This is a genomic window from Rhizobium halophilum (assembly GCF_021648825.1).
Lineage (GTDB): Bacteria > Pseudomonadota > Alphaproteobacteria > Rhizobiales > Rhizobiaceae > Neorhizobium > Neorhizobium halophilum.
On record NZ_JAKJHS010000001.1, the window covers coordinates 30,678 to 46,760 of the forward strand.

At 58.2% G+C, this 16,083-nt stretch carries 17 protein-coding genes; 9 read left to right on the forward strand and 8 right to left on the reverse strand.

Annotated elements, in window-relative coordinates; translation table 11 throughout:
* Positions 1-102 precede the first annotated feature (102 nt).
* From LXM96_RS00175 to LXM96_RS00190, 4 genes are read left to right on the forward strand one after another with little or no spacing between them, the layout of a single operon-like run.
* Positions 103-990, forward strand: a complete 888-nt coding sequence (locus LXM96_RS00175) for an FAD binding domain-containing protein (RefSeq protein ID WP_239996209.1) — start codon at positions 103-105, stop codon at positions 988-990.
* Positions 983-1,462, forward strand: a complete 480-nt coding sequence (locus tag LXM96_RS00180; RefSeq protein ID WP_239996210.1) for a (2Fe-2S)-binding protein — start codon at positions 983-985, stop codon at positions 1,460-1,462. Before LXM96_RS00175 ends, LXM96_RS00180 begins: the two co-directional genes overlap by 8 nt.
* Entirely contained in the window at positions 1,459-2,220 is a 762-nt protein-coding gene (locus tag LXM96_RS00185) for an N-acyl homoserine lactonase family protein (RefSeq protein WP_239996211.1), read from the forward strand. The genes LXM96_RS00180 and LXM96_RS00185 overlap by 4 nt, the downstream gene beginning before the upstream one ends.
* Positions 2,217-4,616, forward strand: coding sequence for a xanthine dehydrogenase family protein molybdopterin-binding subunit (locus LXM96_RS00190; RefSeq protein WP_239996212.1), 2,400 nt, complete (start codon positions 2,217-2,219; stop codon positions 4,614-4,616). The genes LXM96_RS00185 and LXM96_RS00190 overlap by 4 nt, the downstream gene beginning before the upstream one ends.
* 28 nt (positions 4,617-4,644) lie before the next feature.
* On the opposite strand, the gene LXM96_RS00195 is transcribed toward LXM96_RS00190, so the two are convergent.
* Positions 4,645-5,535 carry a winged helix-turn-helix transcriptional regulator gene (locus LXM96_RS00195; RefSeq protein WP_239996213.1) on the reverse strand — a complete coding sequence of 297 codons (891 nt, stop codon included), beginning with the start codon at positions 5,533-5,535 and terminating at the stop codon, positions 4,645-4,647.
* A gap of 595 nt (positions 5,536-6,130) precedes the next feature.
* On the opposite strand from LXM96_RS00195, the gene LXM96_RS00200 reads away from it, so the two are divergent.
* The 3 genes from LXM96_RS00200 to LXM96_RS21700 all read left to right on the forward strand — a co-directional run bounded on the left by LXM96_RS00200 (position 6,131) and on the right by LXM96_RS21700 (position 8,848).
* Positions 6,131-6,724: a helix-turn-helix domain-containing protein gene (locus LXM96_RS00200; RefSeq protein ID WP_239996214.1), complete on the forward strand. Its 594-nt coding sequence runs from the start codon at positions 6,131-6,133 to the stop codon at positions 6,722-6,724.
* Positions 6,725-7,431: 707 nt separating this feature from the next.
* Positions 7,432-8,526, forward strand: a complete 1,095-nt coding sequence (locus tag LXM96_RS00205) for a helix-turn-helix transcriptional regulator (RefSeq protein ID WP_239996215.1) — start codon at positions 7,432-7,434, stop codon at positions 8,524-8,526.
* A 112-nt stretch (positions 8,527-8,638) separates the two neighbouring features.
* Positions 8,639-8,848 carry a DUF6719 family protein gene (locus LXM96_RS21700; RefSeq protein ID WP_317208182.1) on the forward strand — a complete coding sequence of 70 codons (210 nt, stop codon included), beginning with the start codon at positions 8,639-8,641 and terminating at the stop codon, positions 8,846-8,848.
* Positions 8,849-9,056: 208 nt separating this feature from the next.
* Here LXM96_RS21700 and LXM96_RS00210 read toward each other — a convergent pair whose 3' ends face one another.
* The gene (locus tag LXM96_RS00210; protein WP_239996216.1) at positions 9,057-9,305 is read right to left on the reverse strand and encodes a hypothetical protein; all 249 of its coding nucleotides are present in this window, start codon (positions 9,303-9,305) and stop codon (positions 9,057-9,059) included.
* Between the two features lie 88 nt (positions 9,306-9,393).
* Here LXM96_RS00210 and LXM96_RS00215 point away from each other — a divergent pair, with 88 nt between their 5' ends.
* The gene (locus LXM96_RS00215; RefSeq protein WP_239996217.1) at positions 9,394-9,921 is read left to right on the forward strand and encodes a hypothetical protein; all 528 of its coding nucleotides are present in this window, start codon (positions 9,394-9,396) and stop codon (positions 9,919-9,921) included.
* 221 nt (positions 9,922-10,142) lie between these two features.
* Here the strand turns inward: LXM96_RS00215 and LXM96_RS00220 are convergent, their stop codons facing one another.
* Genes LXM96_RS00220 through LXM96_RS00235 form a run of 4 tightly spaced genes read right to left on the reverse strand, consistent with a single transcriptional unit; the run spans position 10,143 to position 13,307 of the window.
* Positions 10,143-10,559, reverse strand: a complete 417-nt coding sequence (locus LXM96_RS00220; RefSeq protein WP_239996218.1) for a lyase family protein — start codon at positions 10,557-10,559, stop codon at positions 10,143-10,145.
* A complete protein-coding gene (locus LXM96_RS00225) occupies positions 10,556-11,797 on the reverse strand; it encodes a Zn-dependent hydrolase (RefSeq protein ID WP_239996219.1) in 1,242 nt (413 codons plus the stop codon). Before LXM96_RS00225 ends, LXM96_RS00220 begins: the two co-directional genes overlap by 4 nt.
* Positions 11,798-11,800: 3 nt before the next feature.
* Positions 11,801-12,463, reverse strand: coding sequence for a TenA family protein (locus LXM96_RS00230; RefSeq protein WP_239996220.1), 663 nt, complete (start codon positions 12,461-12,463; stop codon positions 11,801-11,803).
* Between the two features lies 1 nt (position 12,464).
* Positions 12,465-13,307 (reverse strand): BtpA/SgcQ family protein, encoded by an 843-nt coding sequence (locus tag LXM96_RS00235; RefSeq protein WP_239996221.1) that lies wholly within the window; start codon positions 13,305-13,307, stop codon positions 12,465-12,467.
* Positions 13,308-13,332: 25 nt separating this feature from the next.
* Between LXM96_RS00235 and LXM96_RS00240 the strand changes: the two genes are divergently transcribed.
* On the forward strand, positions 13,333-14,232 hold the full coding sequence (locus LXM96_RS00240; protein ID WP_239996222.1) for a ribokinase: 900 nt from the start codon (positions 13,333-13,335) through the stop codon (positions 14,230-14,232).
* A gap of 20 nt (positions 14,233-14,252) precedes the next feature.
* On the opposite strand, the gene LXM96_RS00245 is transcribed toward LXM96_RS00240, so the two are convergent.
* A complete protein-coding gene (locus LXM96_RS00245; protein WP_239996223.1) occupies positions 14,253-15,023 on the reverse strand; it encodes a glutamine amidotransferase in 771 nt (256 codons plus the stop codon).
* Between the two features lie 31 nt (positions 15,024-15,054).
* On the reverse strand, positions 15,055-16,077 hold the full coding sequence (locus tag LXM96_RS00250) for a phosphotriesterase family protein (RefSeq protein WP_239997162.1): 1,023 nt from the start codon (positions 16,075-16,077) through the stop codon (positions 15,055-15,057).
* Positions 16,078-16,083 lie beyond the last annotated feature (6 nt).

Genomic DNA, 16,083 nt, shown 5'->3' on the forward strand with positions numbered 1-16,083 from the left:
ATGCAAGTGATTTTTGGATCATCTCGAAGAGATGGCAGCCGAAATGCCTTGATAACAGGGCTATCGGTGGCAAGTCTCCGGTACGATGGGATAAGTGGCACGATGAAGCCGGCGCAGTTCGATTATGCAGTCCCCAACACGGTCGAGGAAGCAGCGCGGCTGCTTGCGGAATCGAACGGCGACGGCAAGATCATTGCCGGCGGCCAAAGCCTCATGCCCATGATCAACTTTCGCCTTGTAAAGCCGTCGATCCTCATCGACGTGAATCGGATCGCAGGCCTTAACCGGATAGAGCTAGTTGGGAAGCGGGTAAGGATTGGTGCGACCGTCCGCCATCATCAGACAGCCTCTGATCCATTGATCGCCAAGCATCTGCCGGTGGTCCATGATGCCATGCAACATGTCGCACATGTCACGGTCCGCAACCGAGGCACCTTCTGCGGCAGCGTCGCCCATGCCGACCCAGCAGCCGAAATGCCGATGGTGACACGGTTCTTGGACGGAACAATCATCGCCTTGTCGATACGGGGCGAGCGACGTATCCCAGCGGCCGACTTTTTCGTGGGTTCTTTGGTCAACAGTCTCGAGCCGGATGAAATGGTGCTCGCAGTGGAGATCGACGTGATGCCCGATGAAGCCGGTTGGGGCTTTGAGGAATTCGCCAAGCGTCACGGTGACTTTGCATTGGCCGCCTTTGCCGCCACACTCCGGATGGATAACGGACGTGCCCGAGATGTCCGTATCGGGATGATGGGCGTCGGCGAAGTACCTCTGCGTCTTCCTGAAATCGAAGAGATTCTCGAGGAGACGGAGTTGTCTCAAGCAGTGCTCCAAGCGGTCGCTGAAAAGCTCAACGACATCTTGACGCCGAATACCGATATCCACGCCTCCGCTGACTATCGCAGGCATTTGTCCGGCGTTCTCGCGAAGAGAGCGCTCCGCTCCGCCTGGGTTAGAGCGGGCGGTAGAAAAGAGGCGACCAATGGTTGAGAAAACGATCACTGTGGGCGTCAACGGGATGTCCTACACCCGCACCGTCGAACCGCGGATGCTTCTTAGCGATTTCCTGCGTCAAGAACTGACTCTTACCGGAACGCATGTCGGCTGCGAACATGGAGTGTGCGGTGCCTGCACCGTACTTCTGGACGGTCGAAGCGTGCGCTCGTGTCTGACTCTTGCGGTCCAAGTCGATGGCTCGGAGATCGAAACCATCGAAGGTCAGGGGGAGATCGACCGCCTGGGCAGGGTCCAAGAAGCCTTCCGTCAGCATCATGGGCTTCAGTGCGGCTTCTGCACGCCAGGTTTCATCATGGCAGTCACGGACCTTCTCCGGCATCACCCGCTCGAGTCGGACGAGCAAATACGGGAAGCCCTCTCGGGCAACATCTGCCGCTGCACGGGATATGAGAACATAGTCAACGCTGTTCGCGAACTGGCACGGGAAAGAGGACCTCTCACATGAAAATGCACTTCCTCGAAGGTGGGCGGCTGCGCATGCGACGGTCGATCTATGTCACAGGAGCGCCAAAGGAAGAGTCGATCGAGCTTCCTGTGCACGCCACTCTGATACGCCACCCGCAAGGAAACGTACTCTTCGATAGCGGCTGCAATCCCGAAGCCGCTATCGATCCCCAAGCGCGTTGGGGAGGATTGAGCAAAGTCATGACGCCGGCGTTCGTGCCGGATCAAACCGTCATTCATCAGCTTAACCACGTGGGTCTGACATCAGATGATGTTGACGTTGTCATCTGTTCGCACCTCCATCCTGACCACTGCGGATGTAACGCCTACTTTGCCAAAGCCACCATCATCTGTCATGAGGCCGAGCTTCAAGCGGCACAGGCCGAAGGTGCCGTTAGCGCGGGCTATCTTCCCCGCGAATGGGATCAGCCGCAGGGGTTTCAGACATTCGCCAACGAGCATGATCTCTTTGACGACGGCAGGATCGTGATCATCCCGATGCCGGGGCACACTCCGGGGATGAGCGTTGCTAGAATAGAGCTGGGCCGTGACGGCGCTTTCGTACTCGCGTCTGATGCGGCCCCTCTGCAGGAGAATATCAATAGCGGCATTGCGCCCAAGAATACATGGGATATGGAGCTCGCAGCATCGGCCCTCAAGCGTCTGAAATCCATGCGCGACAGCGGCGATACCGTCATCTCAGGACACGATGACGCTCAGTGGAAGGGCCTTCGGAAAGGATCGGAATTCTACGAATGACCGATCACCAACATCCTGCCGAACTCCGACCAAAAATGGTCGGGACCCGCGTCAAACGCACTGAGGACCCTCGCCTTCTTGCCGGCATGGGGCAATACGTTGACGACATGTCTCCCGCCGGAACCTTGCATGTGGCACTTAGGCGTTCCGACCAGCCGCATGCTCGGATACTGAAAATCGATGTCGGCGAAGCGTTCTCGGTTCCCGGAGTCGTAGCCATCTATGACATCAGTGACATCGAAGGCGAGATCAAGCCGGCGATCCCGACATCCCGCTTGCCCGGCTACTACGCCACTCCCAATTGGCCCCTAGCGCGAGGAAAAGTACGATATGTTGGCGAACCCGTTGTTGCGGTGGTCGCTGAGAGCCGCTACGCCGCCGAGGATGCCCTTGAGCACATAAACATCCAGTACGATCCGTTGCCTTTCGCCATCCGGCAGGTTGACGCAGTCAAGGACGATGCGCCGTTACTCCACGAAGAGGCCGGGACGAACACCATAATTCGCCGCGAGTTCAAGCGAGGCGATGTTGATGCCGCCTTCGAGGAGGCTGCCGTTATAGTGAAGGGTCGCTTCAGGATGACCCGCAAGACGGCAGTCGCGATGGAGAACCGTTCCTACTTGGCCGAATGGGACGGCAGAAAGCAGTCGCTGACCCTCCACACATCGTCGGGCAGCCCGGGTATCATACGCGACGTACTATCAAGTTGCCTGGATTTGCCCGGAACACGATTGCGGGTTGTCGCACCCGACGTCGGGGGCAGCTTTGGCGCTAAAGGGTCGTTGTACCCCGAAGAGATGCTAGTCTGCGTCCTGGCGCGAAAGCTGAAACGTCCAGTGAAGTTCATCAGCGATCGTCTGGAGGACCTATCAGCCACAAGCCAAGCCTTCGACGAACTGATCGAGGCGGAATTGGCTGTCACAAGCAATGGAATGCTTATCGGGCTCAAAGCAGACGTGATCGGCGACGTCGGTGCGTACTCCATATATCCGTGGACCGCCGCACTGGAAACCGTACAGGTCGTCAGCTTCCTCCCGGGTCCATACCGGATGGAACACTACAGGGGCCGGATCAGGGGTGTCCTCACTCCCAAGCCGCCCACGGGTCCGTATAGGGGAGTTGGCCGTCCCTCCTCCACCTTTGCCATGGAACGGCTCGTCGAAATGGCGGCGCGCGAGTTGAACATGGACCCGGTCGAGTTCCGGCGAAAGAACTTGGTGCGGGCGGAAGAATTCCCTTACCGGACGGCTTCGGGGATCATCTGGGACAAGTCCGCCTTCCAAGAGTGTTTGGAAGGCGCTTGCGAGAAAGCCGATTACGCGGCTCTGGTTCGCCAGAGAGACGCGGCACGCAGGGAAGGTCGGTGGGTGGGCATCGGACTGGCAAGCTATGCGGAATTGACGGGTATAGGCTCACGCATATCGGTCGCGCCTGGCATGCCCATCAACACCGGGACAGAAACTTCAAAGATCGAGATAGACGCAACCGGCGCGATTACAGCGTCTTTCGGGATTTCGTCACATGGCCAAGGCCTGGAGACGACCCTTGCACAGGTGATCGTCGACGAGCTTGGCTGCAAGCTGGAGGACATCCAGGTAAGACACGGTGACAGCGCACTCGTACCAATGTCTAGCGGCACCTACGCCAGTCGCTCGGCAGTGCTAGGAGGTGGCGCGGCCACGCTCGCCGCACGGGTTGTTAAAGGCAAGGTGTTACGGGCAGCGGCCTTTCTCATGGAGCAGAACGTCGATGATCTGGATATCCGCGACGGTATCATTGCGAGCCGCCAGTCCAATCTAACGATGACGCTCAAGGAAGTCGCCTCAGCTGTGTATACTCAAATGGGGCGCATCCCACGCGAGCAACGCGAAGACCTCACCGCATCGGAAACCTACGATCCTTACCTGGGGACGGCTTGCTCATCCACCCATCTGGCGATGGTGGAGATCGATCCGGAGACCTACGGTGTTGAAATACGCCGCTATGTCGTGGCAGAGGACTGCGGCAAGATCATAAATCCCATGATCGTGGACGGGCAAGTACATGGGGCTGTAGCGCAAGGCATCGGTGCCGCGCTGCTCGAGGAGATCATTCACGACGACAATGGACAAGCAGTGGCTGCCAGCCTTGCAGATTATCTTGTGCCTGTCGCAGGCACCGTACCAAACATCAGCATCGTACACATAGAGGCCGACTTGCCAAACAACGTTGGCGGCTTCCGGGGAATGGGTGAAGGAGGAACAATTGGGGCTCCAGCAGCTATTGCCAACGCGGTATCTGATGCCTTGGCCCATCTTGGCGTCTCAGTCGAGACCCTGCCCATTACCCCCGAGCGGATATTCCAGTTGCTGCGCGACAAGGCACTAGCAGGTCAGCCGATCCAGACGCCGACGTAGCACTCGAAGCGAACGCGCCGGCCTCGCCTCAAAGGTTGAACGAGTAACTGAGCAGGTAGTCGGTGTCCTTCGCCGAGATGGGCTTCTTGCATTCGGAGCAGACAACGACGGCAGAGAAATCATTGCTGCACTTCTTGTGCCGAAGGCGCATCGGGGGCTTGCCGTTTGCCAACCAGCGGTCGCCCCAGGCCATCATGACCAGCATCGGCTTATAGAGATCGAGTCCCATTTCCGTGAAGCGATACTCGAAACGGTCTCCACTACCATATGGAGTCTTGCGAAACACGCCTGCCTGAACGAGCCGTGCAAGCCGATCGGAGAGGATGTTGGTCGCGATTCCAAGGTTCTCGCGCATTTCCTCGTATCGGCGGACGCCGTTCCAACCCTCGCGAAGAATAAGGAAACTCCAGCGATCCCCGATGATCGCCAAGGTCCGTGCAACAGAGCAAGGCCTTACTCTTTCCAGCAATGCGGGGTCCGAACTTCTCCTGGATGTTGGCCTCGCTTCAACGGATGTGTAACCGGCTCCCGGACCATCACGCGGCGCAACCTCCCGTGCCGTGAACGGTTCGAGACATTCGTTGCACACAGTCACCGGCCGACAGCTGCATCCGCAGCTCTTGTGAAGCAGTTGCAGTGGCGGTTCGTTACCGCCGGCGAGCCACTTGTCTCCGAATTCCATCAAAGAGAGCATCGTCGGGAACAGGTCCTTTCCACGTTCAGTAAGAAAGTACTGTTGCCCCGGCTCTTTCGGACGCTTGCCTAACGCTAGGATTTCATTTGCTAGCAGTGAGGCCAGTCTTGATGATAAGGTCTGCCGAGGGATGCCAAGGCGCTGCTGAAACTTGTCGAACCTCCGGACACCGAAGTAGGCTTCTCGGAGTATCAAGAAGTTCCACGTGTCGAGGACGATCTCCATCGTCCTGCGTACCGATGACTGCCGCTCCATCAAGGCTGGCTTGGAGTTGGCAACGGCGTCTGTGATATCGTGTCTGTTCTGGTTATCCAAAAGCGCCTGCCGTTTTGAAACTTCACCCAAATGATTGCAAAATAATAGGGCTGAAAGTCTAATAATGAAAGTTCCTTTCTCCCGGCCAAGCGATCAGTCGTCGCAACCCGTCAGTGGCCCTGGCGGCGGGGTGCAGCTGAACCCCCACTGTTCCTCTCGTAGGCTCTCGAGGACCTCCACAGCGACGACCTGACTTCGATGGTGACAAGGGGACGAGGAGCGGGAGGCCATCGACGAACTAGAGCCCTGTTGAGCAACAAGCGGCGATCGCTCCTCCAGCGTGCACGTCCACCAAAAGGCCTAACCAACATAATTGAAATCAAAGACTTAGATCTTTGGTGGGCCCGGAGGGCCTGCTGATTCGCAATGATATCAGCAGCTTAACCCTGTGTGGGACGAAAACCCCCTCTTATAGATATCAACGGCTTAGCAAAGCCGCCGTCCCACTTTTTCCGGACGTTTCCGGCCCTCATTTTCCCGTGGTCTTGCACCTTGGGAGGTGCGCATGAGCGGGGCGCGGCCATTTCGGGATGTGAAGCTGCAATGGCTTCAGCAGCTGAGTTGCGACAAGGATTTGAGCGATAACGCCCGGTCCATAGCGCTCTATATCGTCACCACACATTTGAACGGCCACACCGAGAAGGCGTGGCCGTCCTATCAGACGATTGCCGAAGTGACCGGCAAGAGCCTCAAGACCATTCAGCGCGCCGTCCGTGAACTTGAGGACAAAGGATGGTTCGAGATCCAGCGCGGAAACGGCGTCGGGCACAACACAGAATATCGTCCCTCAGCGGCGTCGATTCTACGCGCATCGGAGGCCCGCGAAAAGACAGACAAAGTAGTCACCCTTTACCCAGGAAAAGGCGGCCAAAATCGTCCGGCAAGGCGGTCAAATACGTCCGATGAAGGGGGACAGATACGTCCACCAAACCCAGAGAAAGAGAAAATATATAAACCTAACCCGCGTGAGGACGCCCCTGCCCGCGTCCACACGCAGCGCGCCATCCCGCTCGTATTGTCGCCGAGACCAAGACAAAGCAGATTGAACAGTGGCGCCTTTGGCTGCGTCGTCACGGCTTCCCCTCGCTTGAAGTTTTAAACCTTCGCATCACGAAAGCCGGAAAGCCCCGCTATGCCTTGCCAGGCTACTGGCCACCGGATGAGGCAGGCAACAGAACGCTGGAATGGATCACCTTCTTCAGCCACCGGCGAGACTACATTGCCGCGAGAACCGACCTCCGGAGGGTGTCATGACGGCTGGCGCGTGGAAGAGAGCAAGGCGGCCGTGTCACACGGCGAGCCGTCCGTCAGGGAGTTTCATGAGGGGAGGCAAGCGATCCCTTCAAACCCTACAAAGAAACTGCGGTTAGGGCTACCCAAGCTTCAGGATGGTGTCGGCGACATCGTTCTTGCGCAGTCGCTGCATGATGACGACCATGGCCGAGCTCTCCAGGCCGTGGAGGCGGTCGGGGATGTACTCCCGCGCAGGCTACAACACCGAGTTAAGCGCATTGTCCGCGCTTCACGATAAGCCAGAGCCTCTAAGAGGTTGCCGTAGAATGCGGGGCATCTACTGTTTTCCTTTTTCGCCGTGAGTTTGCTATCGCGCAGTCACCGTTGGATCTGGTTTCCGTTCTAAAACGCACGTTTCCTCTATTGATTCAGAAGAACAGAATTGCCGTTTCTGAAGATTCAAACAAAGCGAGGAGCGTCCTTTCCCAACCGTCGCGCTAACGCTTTTGTATCTGTTGCTGAGCATGGTCGTGAGCTAATATCGCGGCCTCGCGAACTACGCTTGCGGACAACATGACTTGGACCTTTGAGGATCAGATCTATGAAGCGGCGGTCGTGGCCGAAGCGTGGCCAGCAGTTCTCGATCGAATCTCGACTTTGATAGGTGCTGAAGGCGCTCTTCTTGCCAACGTTAGTGACCCATCCGCACCCTGGATAGCAAGCGAGGGCGTGAAGCGCCTGTTTCAAAGTTTCTTTGAAGGCGGCTGGGCGTACAACAACCCTAAAACAAGAGCTCTGTTAAGAAACCCGCATCCGGGCTTCATCAGCGATGCAATCTACCTCGGCGAGGACTGGATGGCCGAACAAGACGTTTACCGAGAGTTTTTTTGGAAACACGGCTTTGGCTATGCCGCCGGCACCACCGTCCAGACCCCCAGCGGAGACGTGATCGCTTTTTCGATCGAAAAGAGAAGATGCCTCGGCCCAGTGCAGCGAAACGATCTCGAGTTACTCGATATCTACCGACCGCACTTGGCAAGGGCGGCACTGCTAGCCACTCGTCTACAATTCGCGCGGACGGAGGCGGCGCTACACGCGCTTCAATTGGCGAGACTTCCAGCTGCTATGGTGAGGAGCGACGGAAGGATCTTGGATCGCAACGCCTCCTTCGCAAAACTTGCACCTCAGGCAGTCGTCGAAGCGAAAGATGCCTTACATTTCTGCTGCCACCGTCCCAGCGGATCATATCGTAGCTTTGCGGGCATCGTAGCAAATCTTCAGAGAGGTGATCGCTCTGACGGCCATTCCTTCCCCGTACCTGCAATAGAAGATGTGCCTCCAGCGATAGTCCATATTCTTCCTATTCGAAGGTCTGCGAGGGATGTTTTCACTAGGGCGAGCTTCATAGTCTTGGTGACGCCAGTTGGACGGCGAAACGTGCCGCCGATAGAGATAATTCGTGGCCTCTTCGATTTAACGCCATCGGAGGCTAAGGTCGGTGAAAGCCTCGCGAGTGGGGGAACAATACAAACGACAGCAAGAGACTTTGGCGTGAGCGTTGAGACCGTCAGAACGCACGTAAAGTCCATTCTCGCTAAATCAGGCATGGAAAGACAAACGGACTTCGTCGCAGCGCTAGCGGCGGTCCCTCCGGTCTCTTCCTCGTGAGCTCCCTTCTCATTGGCACCCTGTCTCACCCACTTGGGTGAGGCGGTGCGGGGTGTCTAATGGTGAATTCAGTCGTCGCCAAAAAGGCGTCGAGCAACTGAGGGGGTATGGAATGCGTTATCGGCTTCTGGCGCTAGCACTAGCCGTCGGACTGACAGGGTGCCAAACAGTACTGAAAAGTGAGCCGAAGGCAGGCAGCCTCAAGACGGGCCAACGGGTACTCGTCGATGACGGCGCTTGTCCTCAAGGTCAGGTGACGCAAGTCACTGGCTCTGTACCGGGCGTTCCGCGAAAGCGGGAATGCGTTCCGATGCCGGCCTGACCGCGGGACATATCGCGATCACGGGATTCGGTTTTGGCCTCGCACAACTGCCGTCTGCTGTGACATGCAGGATAGAAAGGAGCCCGCCACTTTTCCGGCGGGCTCCTTTCTGTTCTCTCCAGGACACGTGCCCGCTCAGGTATTGCTACCCACGCTGCTTCAGTTTAGCTGCGACCGCAGCATTGGCTCTTCGCAGTTGCTGATAGAGTCATGGCTGAGCTTTGACGCGAGCGGCCGGCGCTCCTGCTAAGTGAGCTCCCGCCAAACCGCTCTCGTCGAGGACGAACGGCATCCGATCGGCGGCCCAATCAATGAGCGCCTCTGCTGAATAGCCCGCGAGCCAGGGCAGATCCGAGCTTTCTGTGGCGGCATCAACCAGCAAGGCGTATCGCGCCGTGGGCAGCAGCTCCGCAGTAATCCGCCGGTGCAGCGCCTCAAGCGGCAGCCCGCCCTTCATCGCCCTTCTCCCCCAGTGCCTGCATCGCTGCTGGCATCTCGATCTGCGCCTCTGTCCGATGATCCACATCCACCATTCCGTGACACCTGTGGCCACCACCTTCGCCTGCCGCTCCTGCGTAGCCTCGTTTGGGCTACCTCTTTTACGGCCGGCGCCGTCTCTTCGCCCACCTCTCGACATCTTTGATTTCCTGCTGCATGCTTTGATTGTTTTTCAGGACGCCGAGGCTGCGATGAAACATTGGATGCCAAAAAAGATCGTGTCCGCAGTCGTTCTGTGCCTAGCGCTTCTATTGCCAGCCTTAGGGAATGCCGCCAGCGACATCTTCGTGTACGGGTGCACCTCTGACGGAAAACCAAGTCGGATTAAGGTGACCGCTTCGATCAAGGACAAGGGAGCCATTGAGGCTGCCTACCGTCGGATTATCCGCGACAAGTCCTCAGAGTGGCTTATTGCACAGAAGCGAGCTCGCAACGGTGCGGATTGGAAAAGTACCTTGACGGATCTAGAGCGCCTCAGCGGCGGCAGGCTCATGAAGCAAGGCGCAGGTAAGGTGGCCGGAAGCATATCGATAGGCCAGGCCGGCGCGTCTAAGAGGCACTATTGCGGCGGCTAAACACCGCCTACAAGTGCCAGCACAATCGAAGTCCGGACCGGCCGGAACCTTCCGACAAGAAGTAGAGCAACGGGACCCTTGAAACCGATGAGCCGCGATATGGCAGCGGGGAGCTTGTTGCATCGTCTTTCCTTTGGCGAGCACCTGGGCGAACCTCTCGTGCCGGGCGTTTTTCAGGACTGGCATGGGGTCAAGAGCTTTTGTGAGATTGCAGTCGCGCCCTATCCACAGGCCCCGTCGAGGTTACGAAAAAGCCCCTGTGCATGAGCCATCAACTGGTGGCCGAAGACGATTGGTTGGGCCGCCTGGAGGTGCGTGAACTCCGGCGCTGGAGTGTTCAAGTGGGACGACGCCTGTCCCATCAGGGCGTCGGTCAGCGTCAGAAGCTCCTGCGAAACAACCTTCGCCTCCTCCCGCAGATATAGCTTGAGGTCGTTGGCGGCCTGGTCATTGCGCGAGCGGCCCGCACGAAGTTTGCCTCCCACGTCCCCAAGGCGCTCGATCAGATGGCGTTCAATGAAGGTATGGATATCTTCGTCGCTGGCGGCTGGTTCGATCTCCCCGCTTGCCGACTCCGCGGCAATCGCGTCTAGTGTCGTCAGGATCCTGCGGCACTCCTCATCAGTGAGACGCTTCACAGCCCATACGCCGCCAGTCTCGTGGCCGTGTCCGCTAGCAGCCGGCAACCAGCCAAGGCATGTAAGGAATCGACATACTCAGCCTCGTTGTGGCTCAACCCCTTGTGGCAGGGCACAAAGATCATGCATGCTGGCGCCACCCGGTTAACAAACAGCGCATCGTGGAAGGCTCCGGAAAGCATGCCCTTCCATTCAAGATCCAGCTGTCCAGCGGCTGCTATAATCACCTCCTGCAGGTTTTGGTTGAAAGTGCACGGCGGCATCTCGAAGGTCCGGGAAATGTCCACGTCACAATGCTGAAGGTCCGCTGTGTAGGTGATGGCTGAGATGACTTCCTTCTCGATCTCATCTAGCCGCTCGGGCTGAGGATGACGAATATCCACCGTGCACATCACTTCGTCCGGAATTGCATTCACCGATCCAGGTGAAGCCGAGATCCTTCCTACAGTGAATCGGGCATCCGGATCCGACGGCATTATATTATGATAGAGCTGTGCAAGGGCAGCTGTCAGTGCCCCCAGTGGATCTCGCCGATAGGCAAGTCCCGTGGTGCCTGCGTGTGCCGTCTGTCCTTTCACGGCAATATCGAGCCAGCGTGTGCCTTGGATGCCAGTCACGACACCTACAGGGATGCCCTCTGCCTCTAGCGAAGGCCCCTGCTCTATATGGACCTCTACGTAAGCGTAGATCGGGAACCCCAATGCTCGGACAGGAGCCTCAGGCAGGCTCTCAATCGTCGACTTCAGCTCGTTGGCGAATAAGGCGCCGTCACTCCCGGTCTTTTCGTACCATTCCCCGGGGATAGATCCACGCGAGAAGGCCATCGATCCCATGCAACCAGGAGCGAAGCGACATCCCTCTTCGTTGGTCCACGAAACCGCCATGATGGGACGCTCAGTCTCAACACTGGCATCCTCCAGGCTCTCAAGGACCTCAAAGGCCGACAAGGTGCCAAGGGCGCCATCGAAGCGGCCTCCCGTGGGCTGGCTGTCGAGGTGGCTGCCCATCATCAGCGGCGGTAGGTCGTCATAGCGGCCTCTCCGGCGAATAAAGAGGTTCGCGACCTGATCCTGAAAGACGTCGAAGCCTCTCGCCAACGCCAGCTTTGTCAGCAGCCGCCGCGCATGCCGATCCCCTTCAGTCAGCGCCTGCCGGTTGACGCCGCCCTTCGGCGTTGCACCGATGGCTGCGAACTGATCGAGCCGCGCTTCCAGCCGACTGCCGTTAATCTCCACCATGACCTACCCCGTCTTCGTATTCGACAGATAGGGAGCGTCGTGGAAAGCGATCTCTAGCTTCTGCACCTCGGCAAAGATCATGCTGAGACGGGAGCGCTCCGCCTCGCTCATCCCCTCCCCTGCCGCGTCCAGTTCCGCCTTCAGCCACAGCGCCTGCGCCGCAAATTCCTCCCCCGCATGCAAGTCGACCCACTCCTTTAGAAGAACATCGCTAATGTGATGTTGTGCGGCCTGTTGCGACCAGGTCCAGTACATCCATTCGGCTGCAAACATTGCGGCAATGGTGTCCAGATACCCGCCATCGTACGAAATCCAATACATGCCATCGCGGAAGGCTGCGACTTCGGGAATGGCCGTGTCGAATGCGAAGGGATCGATACCGCGTTCGGCAAAGGTCCGCTCAAAATAGGCGATCTGCTGGTTGGCGAGAGCATCCAGAACGCCAATCAGCCAGCGCTTCTGCGTAATTGTCTCAGACTTGGCTGCTGCGAAAGCGAAGATCGAGATCGCGGTATCGACGAAAGCACCCTCAAAAACGAGATAGCGTTCAAAGACCTCCTTCGAGAGGCGGTCAGCCTTGATGTCCGTAACGAAGCGATGATTGACCATCGCGTCGAGAACTGTCTCATTTTCGCGTAGTATCTGCTCCGAGAGCGTTTCAATCATATCAACGCTCCAGCGCAGGAAGAGCAGCCTCGACAAAGGCTTTGACGCGAACCGGCTCAACTGGGTTCCACCATACGCCGCCCTCCTTGAGCGACGATGCGACGATCACCCCGTTGGTGCGCTTCAAAATCTCAACAATGTTATCCTTGGTAACACCCGATCCCACTAGCAGCGGCAGGTGCGTGGCCGCGCCGATCGTATCTATCTCTTCCATGCTTGCGGAATTGCCGGTGCGTTGCCCAGTCGCGATCACAGCGTCGGCATCGAAGAAGGCCAAATCGCGGGTAAGCTCTTCGATCGTGCGATCGGCGGTAATGGCATGGGCGCCGTGTTTGACGTGGCTGTCGGCGAACACCTTGATATGCTCTGCACGCAGGAGCGAACGATACCGCATGGCTTCCGCTGCCCGCCCTTCCATGAAGCCTTCGTTGGCGACATACGCGTTGGCCCATTGATTCACCCTGATGAACTTCGCGCTACCGGCCATGGCGATAGCGAAGGCGGGTATGGGAGCGTTTGCTAAAACGTTGATGCCAATCGGCACGCCTGTATTGCGGGCGATGCGGTCGGTGATGACCGACATGAAGGCGGACGTTTCCGGGCCTATGTCCTCTGGCTTGGAGAACGGAATGTCACCGTGGTTCTCGACAATCAGTCCGTGCAAACCGCCTTGGATCAGAGCGTCGGCGTCACGCATTGCCGCGTCGTATATCGCATCCATCGAAGCTCCACGGTACCGTGGCGCGCCTGGAAAAGGCAGGCAATGGATCATCCCGATCAGCGCCTTGTCAGTCCCAAATATTTCCCTTATGGCGCTCGAATTGTTGTCAGATATCGTCTGCATCTCATCCCTTTCCTAAAGGCCAGCCATGCGTGCCCATGTCATCGGTAACGTCGCCATCGACGAAACCATCTCAGTGTCGTCCATGCCTGAAGCCGGAGCTTCGATCTTCGGTCGCGAGGAGACCCGGGACCTGGGCGGCAAGGGCGCAAATCAGGCCGTGGTTATGGCCCGCACAGGGCTCCCCACCGCGCTGATTGCAGCCGTGGGCGAGGACTTTCGCGCCCAGACCATTCGCGAGCAGCTGGCGCCCGAGCCGGTTGAGGCAAAGCTTACCGTGATCGACGGACGCTCCAGTGACTTCTCGATTATCTTCACCATGCCCGATGGCGAGAACGCCATCGTGACCACCACCGATTCCGCTGGCTCTCTGACGCCTGACGATGCCATCGCAGGATTGAGCCGTGCCGTGACCGGTGATCTCGTTGTCCTCCAGGGCAATCTCGCAGAAACCACGACCCGCGGTCTGCTTGCGGAAGCCAAACGCCGTGGCCTTGTCACGGCCTTCAATCCCTCGCCGCTTCGGCCCTACTTCTCGGACCTCTGGCCGCTCGTGGATATCGCTGTCCTTAACCGAGGAGAGGCTCAGAGTCTTACCCGCTCGTCGGACGCTGCAGCGGCTGAGCGCCTCCAACAGTCGGGCGTCCGCCACGTCGTCATTACCCTTGGGGGCGACGGCGCAATACTCGCCACTAGAGGCAATGGTATCGCCACCATACCGGCAGTCGCCACCCACGCCGTGGATACAACAGGGGCAGGAGATACTTTCATGGCAGTCGCGCTTGCGTCCGCGGCTTTGAGAGGCATTGAGCTCGATACGCGAGCCGTTGGTCATGCCGCCTGCGCCTCGGCGCTGACGGTTAGCCGGCGCGGCACCAGAGCGGCCTTCCCCACGGTCGAAGAACTGCAGGCAATCTTGGCGCGCTGATACCCGCAACCGATCCCTGCTCACCGAACCTCGCTGAGCCAGCCGAGGATGTTCCTCCACAGGCGACCATAGCCCTCCCACTCGCAGAATTCCGGCGAAAGCCAGTGCGGCCCGATATCAGAGGTCCAGGCAGCGCTGCGTCCACGACCGAAGCTTCCTGTTACGAGCAGCGGATGGCCACCCTGATCGTCCGGGAGGCGAGCAACGACCTCCACATCGCTACGCTCTCGCACCTCGACTTCATTTACGCCGAGAAGAAGCGGCCAATTTCCTGAGAGGCCTGCAACGGTTGGATGATCCGCTTTCGTGATAACCGCCGTCGCGCCTTCTGGGATCTCCACGCGATCATCATAGGGAAGGCACGTGACCGGCAGCGTGTCTTCCACTGCGGTCCGGCGCCAACGAGCCTTCCCGTCGATGCCTTGGAAGGAGAAGTAGCCGCCCACCATCAATAGACCGCCGCCCTTTTCGACCCAAGCCTTGATCAGCTTCAGTCGGTTAGGAACCGTTTTCGACTGCAACCAGACCGCAGGAGGCAGGAGGAGCGAGTTCGCGCCGATATCGGAGAGGATGAGAAGGTCGTAAGCGTCCAGCCCCTCCATGTCGTAAGGGAACTTCTCCACGGCATCATGCGCCGTCATATAGGTAAGCTCGAATTCGCTCCCTTGCAGGGCTTTCACCAATGGCTCTGCGCCGAGGTGAAAGGTCACGCTGCCGAACTGGTCAAACCCCTTGTAATGGGTGGCAGAGCTTACCCAGCTTTCGCCAACGAGGAGGACTTTCTTGGTCATCTTGGTTCCATTTCTGTAGTCAATGTCGGGTTCAGCCCTGGGCGCGGAATACGGACCGGGGATTATCCCGCATAAGGATTTGGAGTTGATCATCGGCCAAGCCGTGGCGCTTCAGGCGTGGCAGGAAGTGTTTTAGGATGTAGGCATAGCCGTTGCCGCCGTAACGCGTCAGCATCATCTTCAGGAAGACGTCGTGAGACAGGAGGATGCGGTCAAGGCAACCACGCTCGATCAGCTTAACGATAGCGCGGGCCGCCTCTTCATCGCTCGGGCACTGCACCTGCTGATCCGCATAGAAGAAATCCATGCCGATCATATCGTATTCGACAAAGGCTCCTCGGGAAGCGAGCTCGACCTGATAGCTGAGATCGTCGTGAGAGGGGTTCATGTGGCAGAGCACGGTGTGCCTGAGGTCAGCACCCTCCTCCTCCACAATGTTCAGCACGTTGTGGCCAAGGCGAAACCAACCCGGCAGATGGACCATCAGGGGCAGGCCAGTGCGAACTTGAGCGCGTGCCGCCGCTCGCAGAGATTTCTCTTCCTCGCCGGTAAATTCAGAAGAGACGCCTATCTCTCCGATCAAGCCTACCTTGATGTCGGTGCCGTCAACGCCTACCACCGCCTCGTGCACAATCTCGTCGGCGATCTGGTCGACGGTCATTGCCACCACCTTCGCCGGATGGGAGGAGCCGAGATAGTATCCCGCCCCCATCACTATATTGAGGCCAGTGGCATTGGAGACGCGCTTCAGTGCCACCGGATTCCGCCCGATCCCTTGGCAGGTTGGTTCTACGACCGTGTTACCGCCGCATCTGGCGAATTCCTTTAGCTCCGCGATGGCCAGCGGCTCGTCATCAAGCGTGATGTTGTGCTTGTTGACAAAGGGATCCTGACGCAATTCCCCAAGTATCTCGATGCAGACGAAACCCTCTGCCAGATACTGCCGCTCTGGCGTCTTCGGTGCGTGCCACCAGCAGCGGCAATCGTTGAGAATGTGTTCGTGCATCAAGGTCAGACCCAGATCGGAAACGGCGATCGGACCGGCCACGGTCATCACCTT

Bases quoted from the DNA above. Each gene is read 5' to 3' on its own strand.
- LXM96_RS00175 (WP_239996209.1), top strand. From the start codon at position 103: ATGAAGCCGGCGCAGTTCGATTATGCAGTCCCCAACACGGTCGAGGAA.
- LXM96_RS00180 (WP_239996210.1), top strand. From the start codon at position 983: ATGGTTGAGAAAACGATCACTGTGGGCGTCAACGGGATGTCCTACACC.
- LXM96_RS00185 (WP_239996211.1), top strand. From the start codon at position 1,459: ATGAAAATGCACTTCCTCGAAGGTGGGCGGCTGCGCATGCGACGGTCG.
- LXM96_RS00190 (WP_239996212.1), top strand. From the start codon at position 2,217: ATGACCGATCACCAACATCCTGCCGAACTCCGACCAAAAATGGTCGGG.
- LXM96_RS00195 (WP_239996213.1), bottom strand. From the start codon at position 5,535: ATGGAGATCGTCCTCGACACGTGGAACTTCTTGATACTCCGAGAAGCC.
- LXM96_RS00200 (WP_239996214.1), top strand. From the start codon at position 6,131: ATGAGCGGGGCGCGGCCATTTCGGGATGTGAAGCTGCAATGGCTTCAG.
- LXM96_RS00205 (WP_239996215.1), top strand. From the start codon at position 7,432: ATGACTTGGACCTTTGAGGATCAGATCTATGAAGCGGCGGTCGTGGCC.
- LXM96_RS21700 (WP_317208182.1), top strand. From the start codon at position 8,639: ATGCGTTATCGGCTTCTGGCGCTAGCACTAGCCGTCGGACTGACAGGG.
- LXM96_RS00210 (WP_239996216.1), bottom strand. From the start codon at position 9,305: ATGAAGGGCGGGCTGCCGCTTGAGGCGCTGCACCGGCGGATTACTGCG.
- LXM96_RS00225 (WP_239996219.1), bottom strand. From the start codon at position 11,797: ATGGTGGAGATTAACGGCAGTCGGCTGGAAGCGCGGCTCGATCAGTTC.
- LXM96_RS00230 (WP_239996220.1), bottom strand. From the start codon at position 12,463: ATGATTGAAACGCTCTCGGAGCAGATACTACGCGAAAATGAGACAGTT.
- LXM96_RS00235 (WP_239996221.1), bottom strand. From the start codon at position 13,307: ATGCAGACGATATCTGACAACAATTCGAGCGCCATAAGGGAAATATTT.
- LXM96_RS00240 (WP_239996222.1), top strand. From the start codon at position 13,333: ATGCGTGCCCATGTCATCGGTAACGTCGCCATCGACGAAACCATCTCA.
- LXM96_RS00245 (WP_239996223.1), bottom strand. From the start codon at position 15,023: ATGACCAAGAAAGTCCTCCTCGTTGGCGAAAGCTGGGTAAGCTCTGCC.
- LXM96_RS00250 (WP_239997162.1), bottom strand. From the start codon at position 16,077: ATGACCGTGGCCGGTCCGATCGCCGTTTCCGATCTGGGTCTGACCTTG.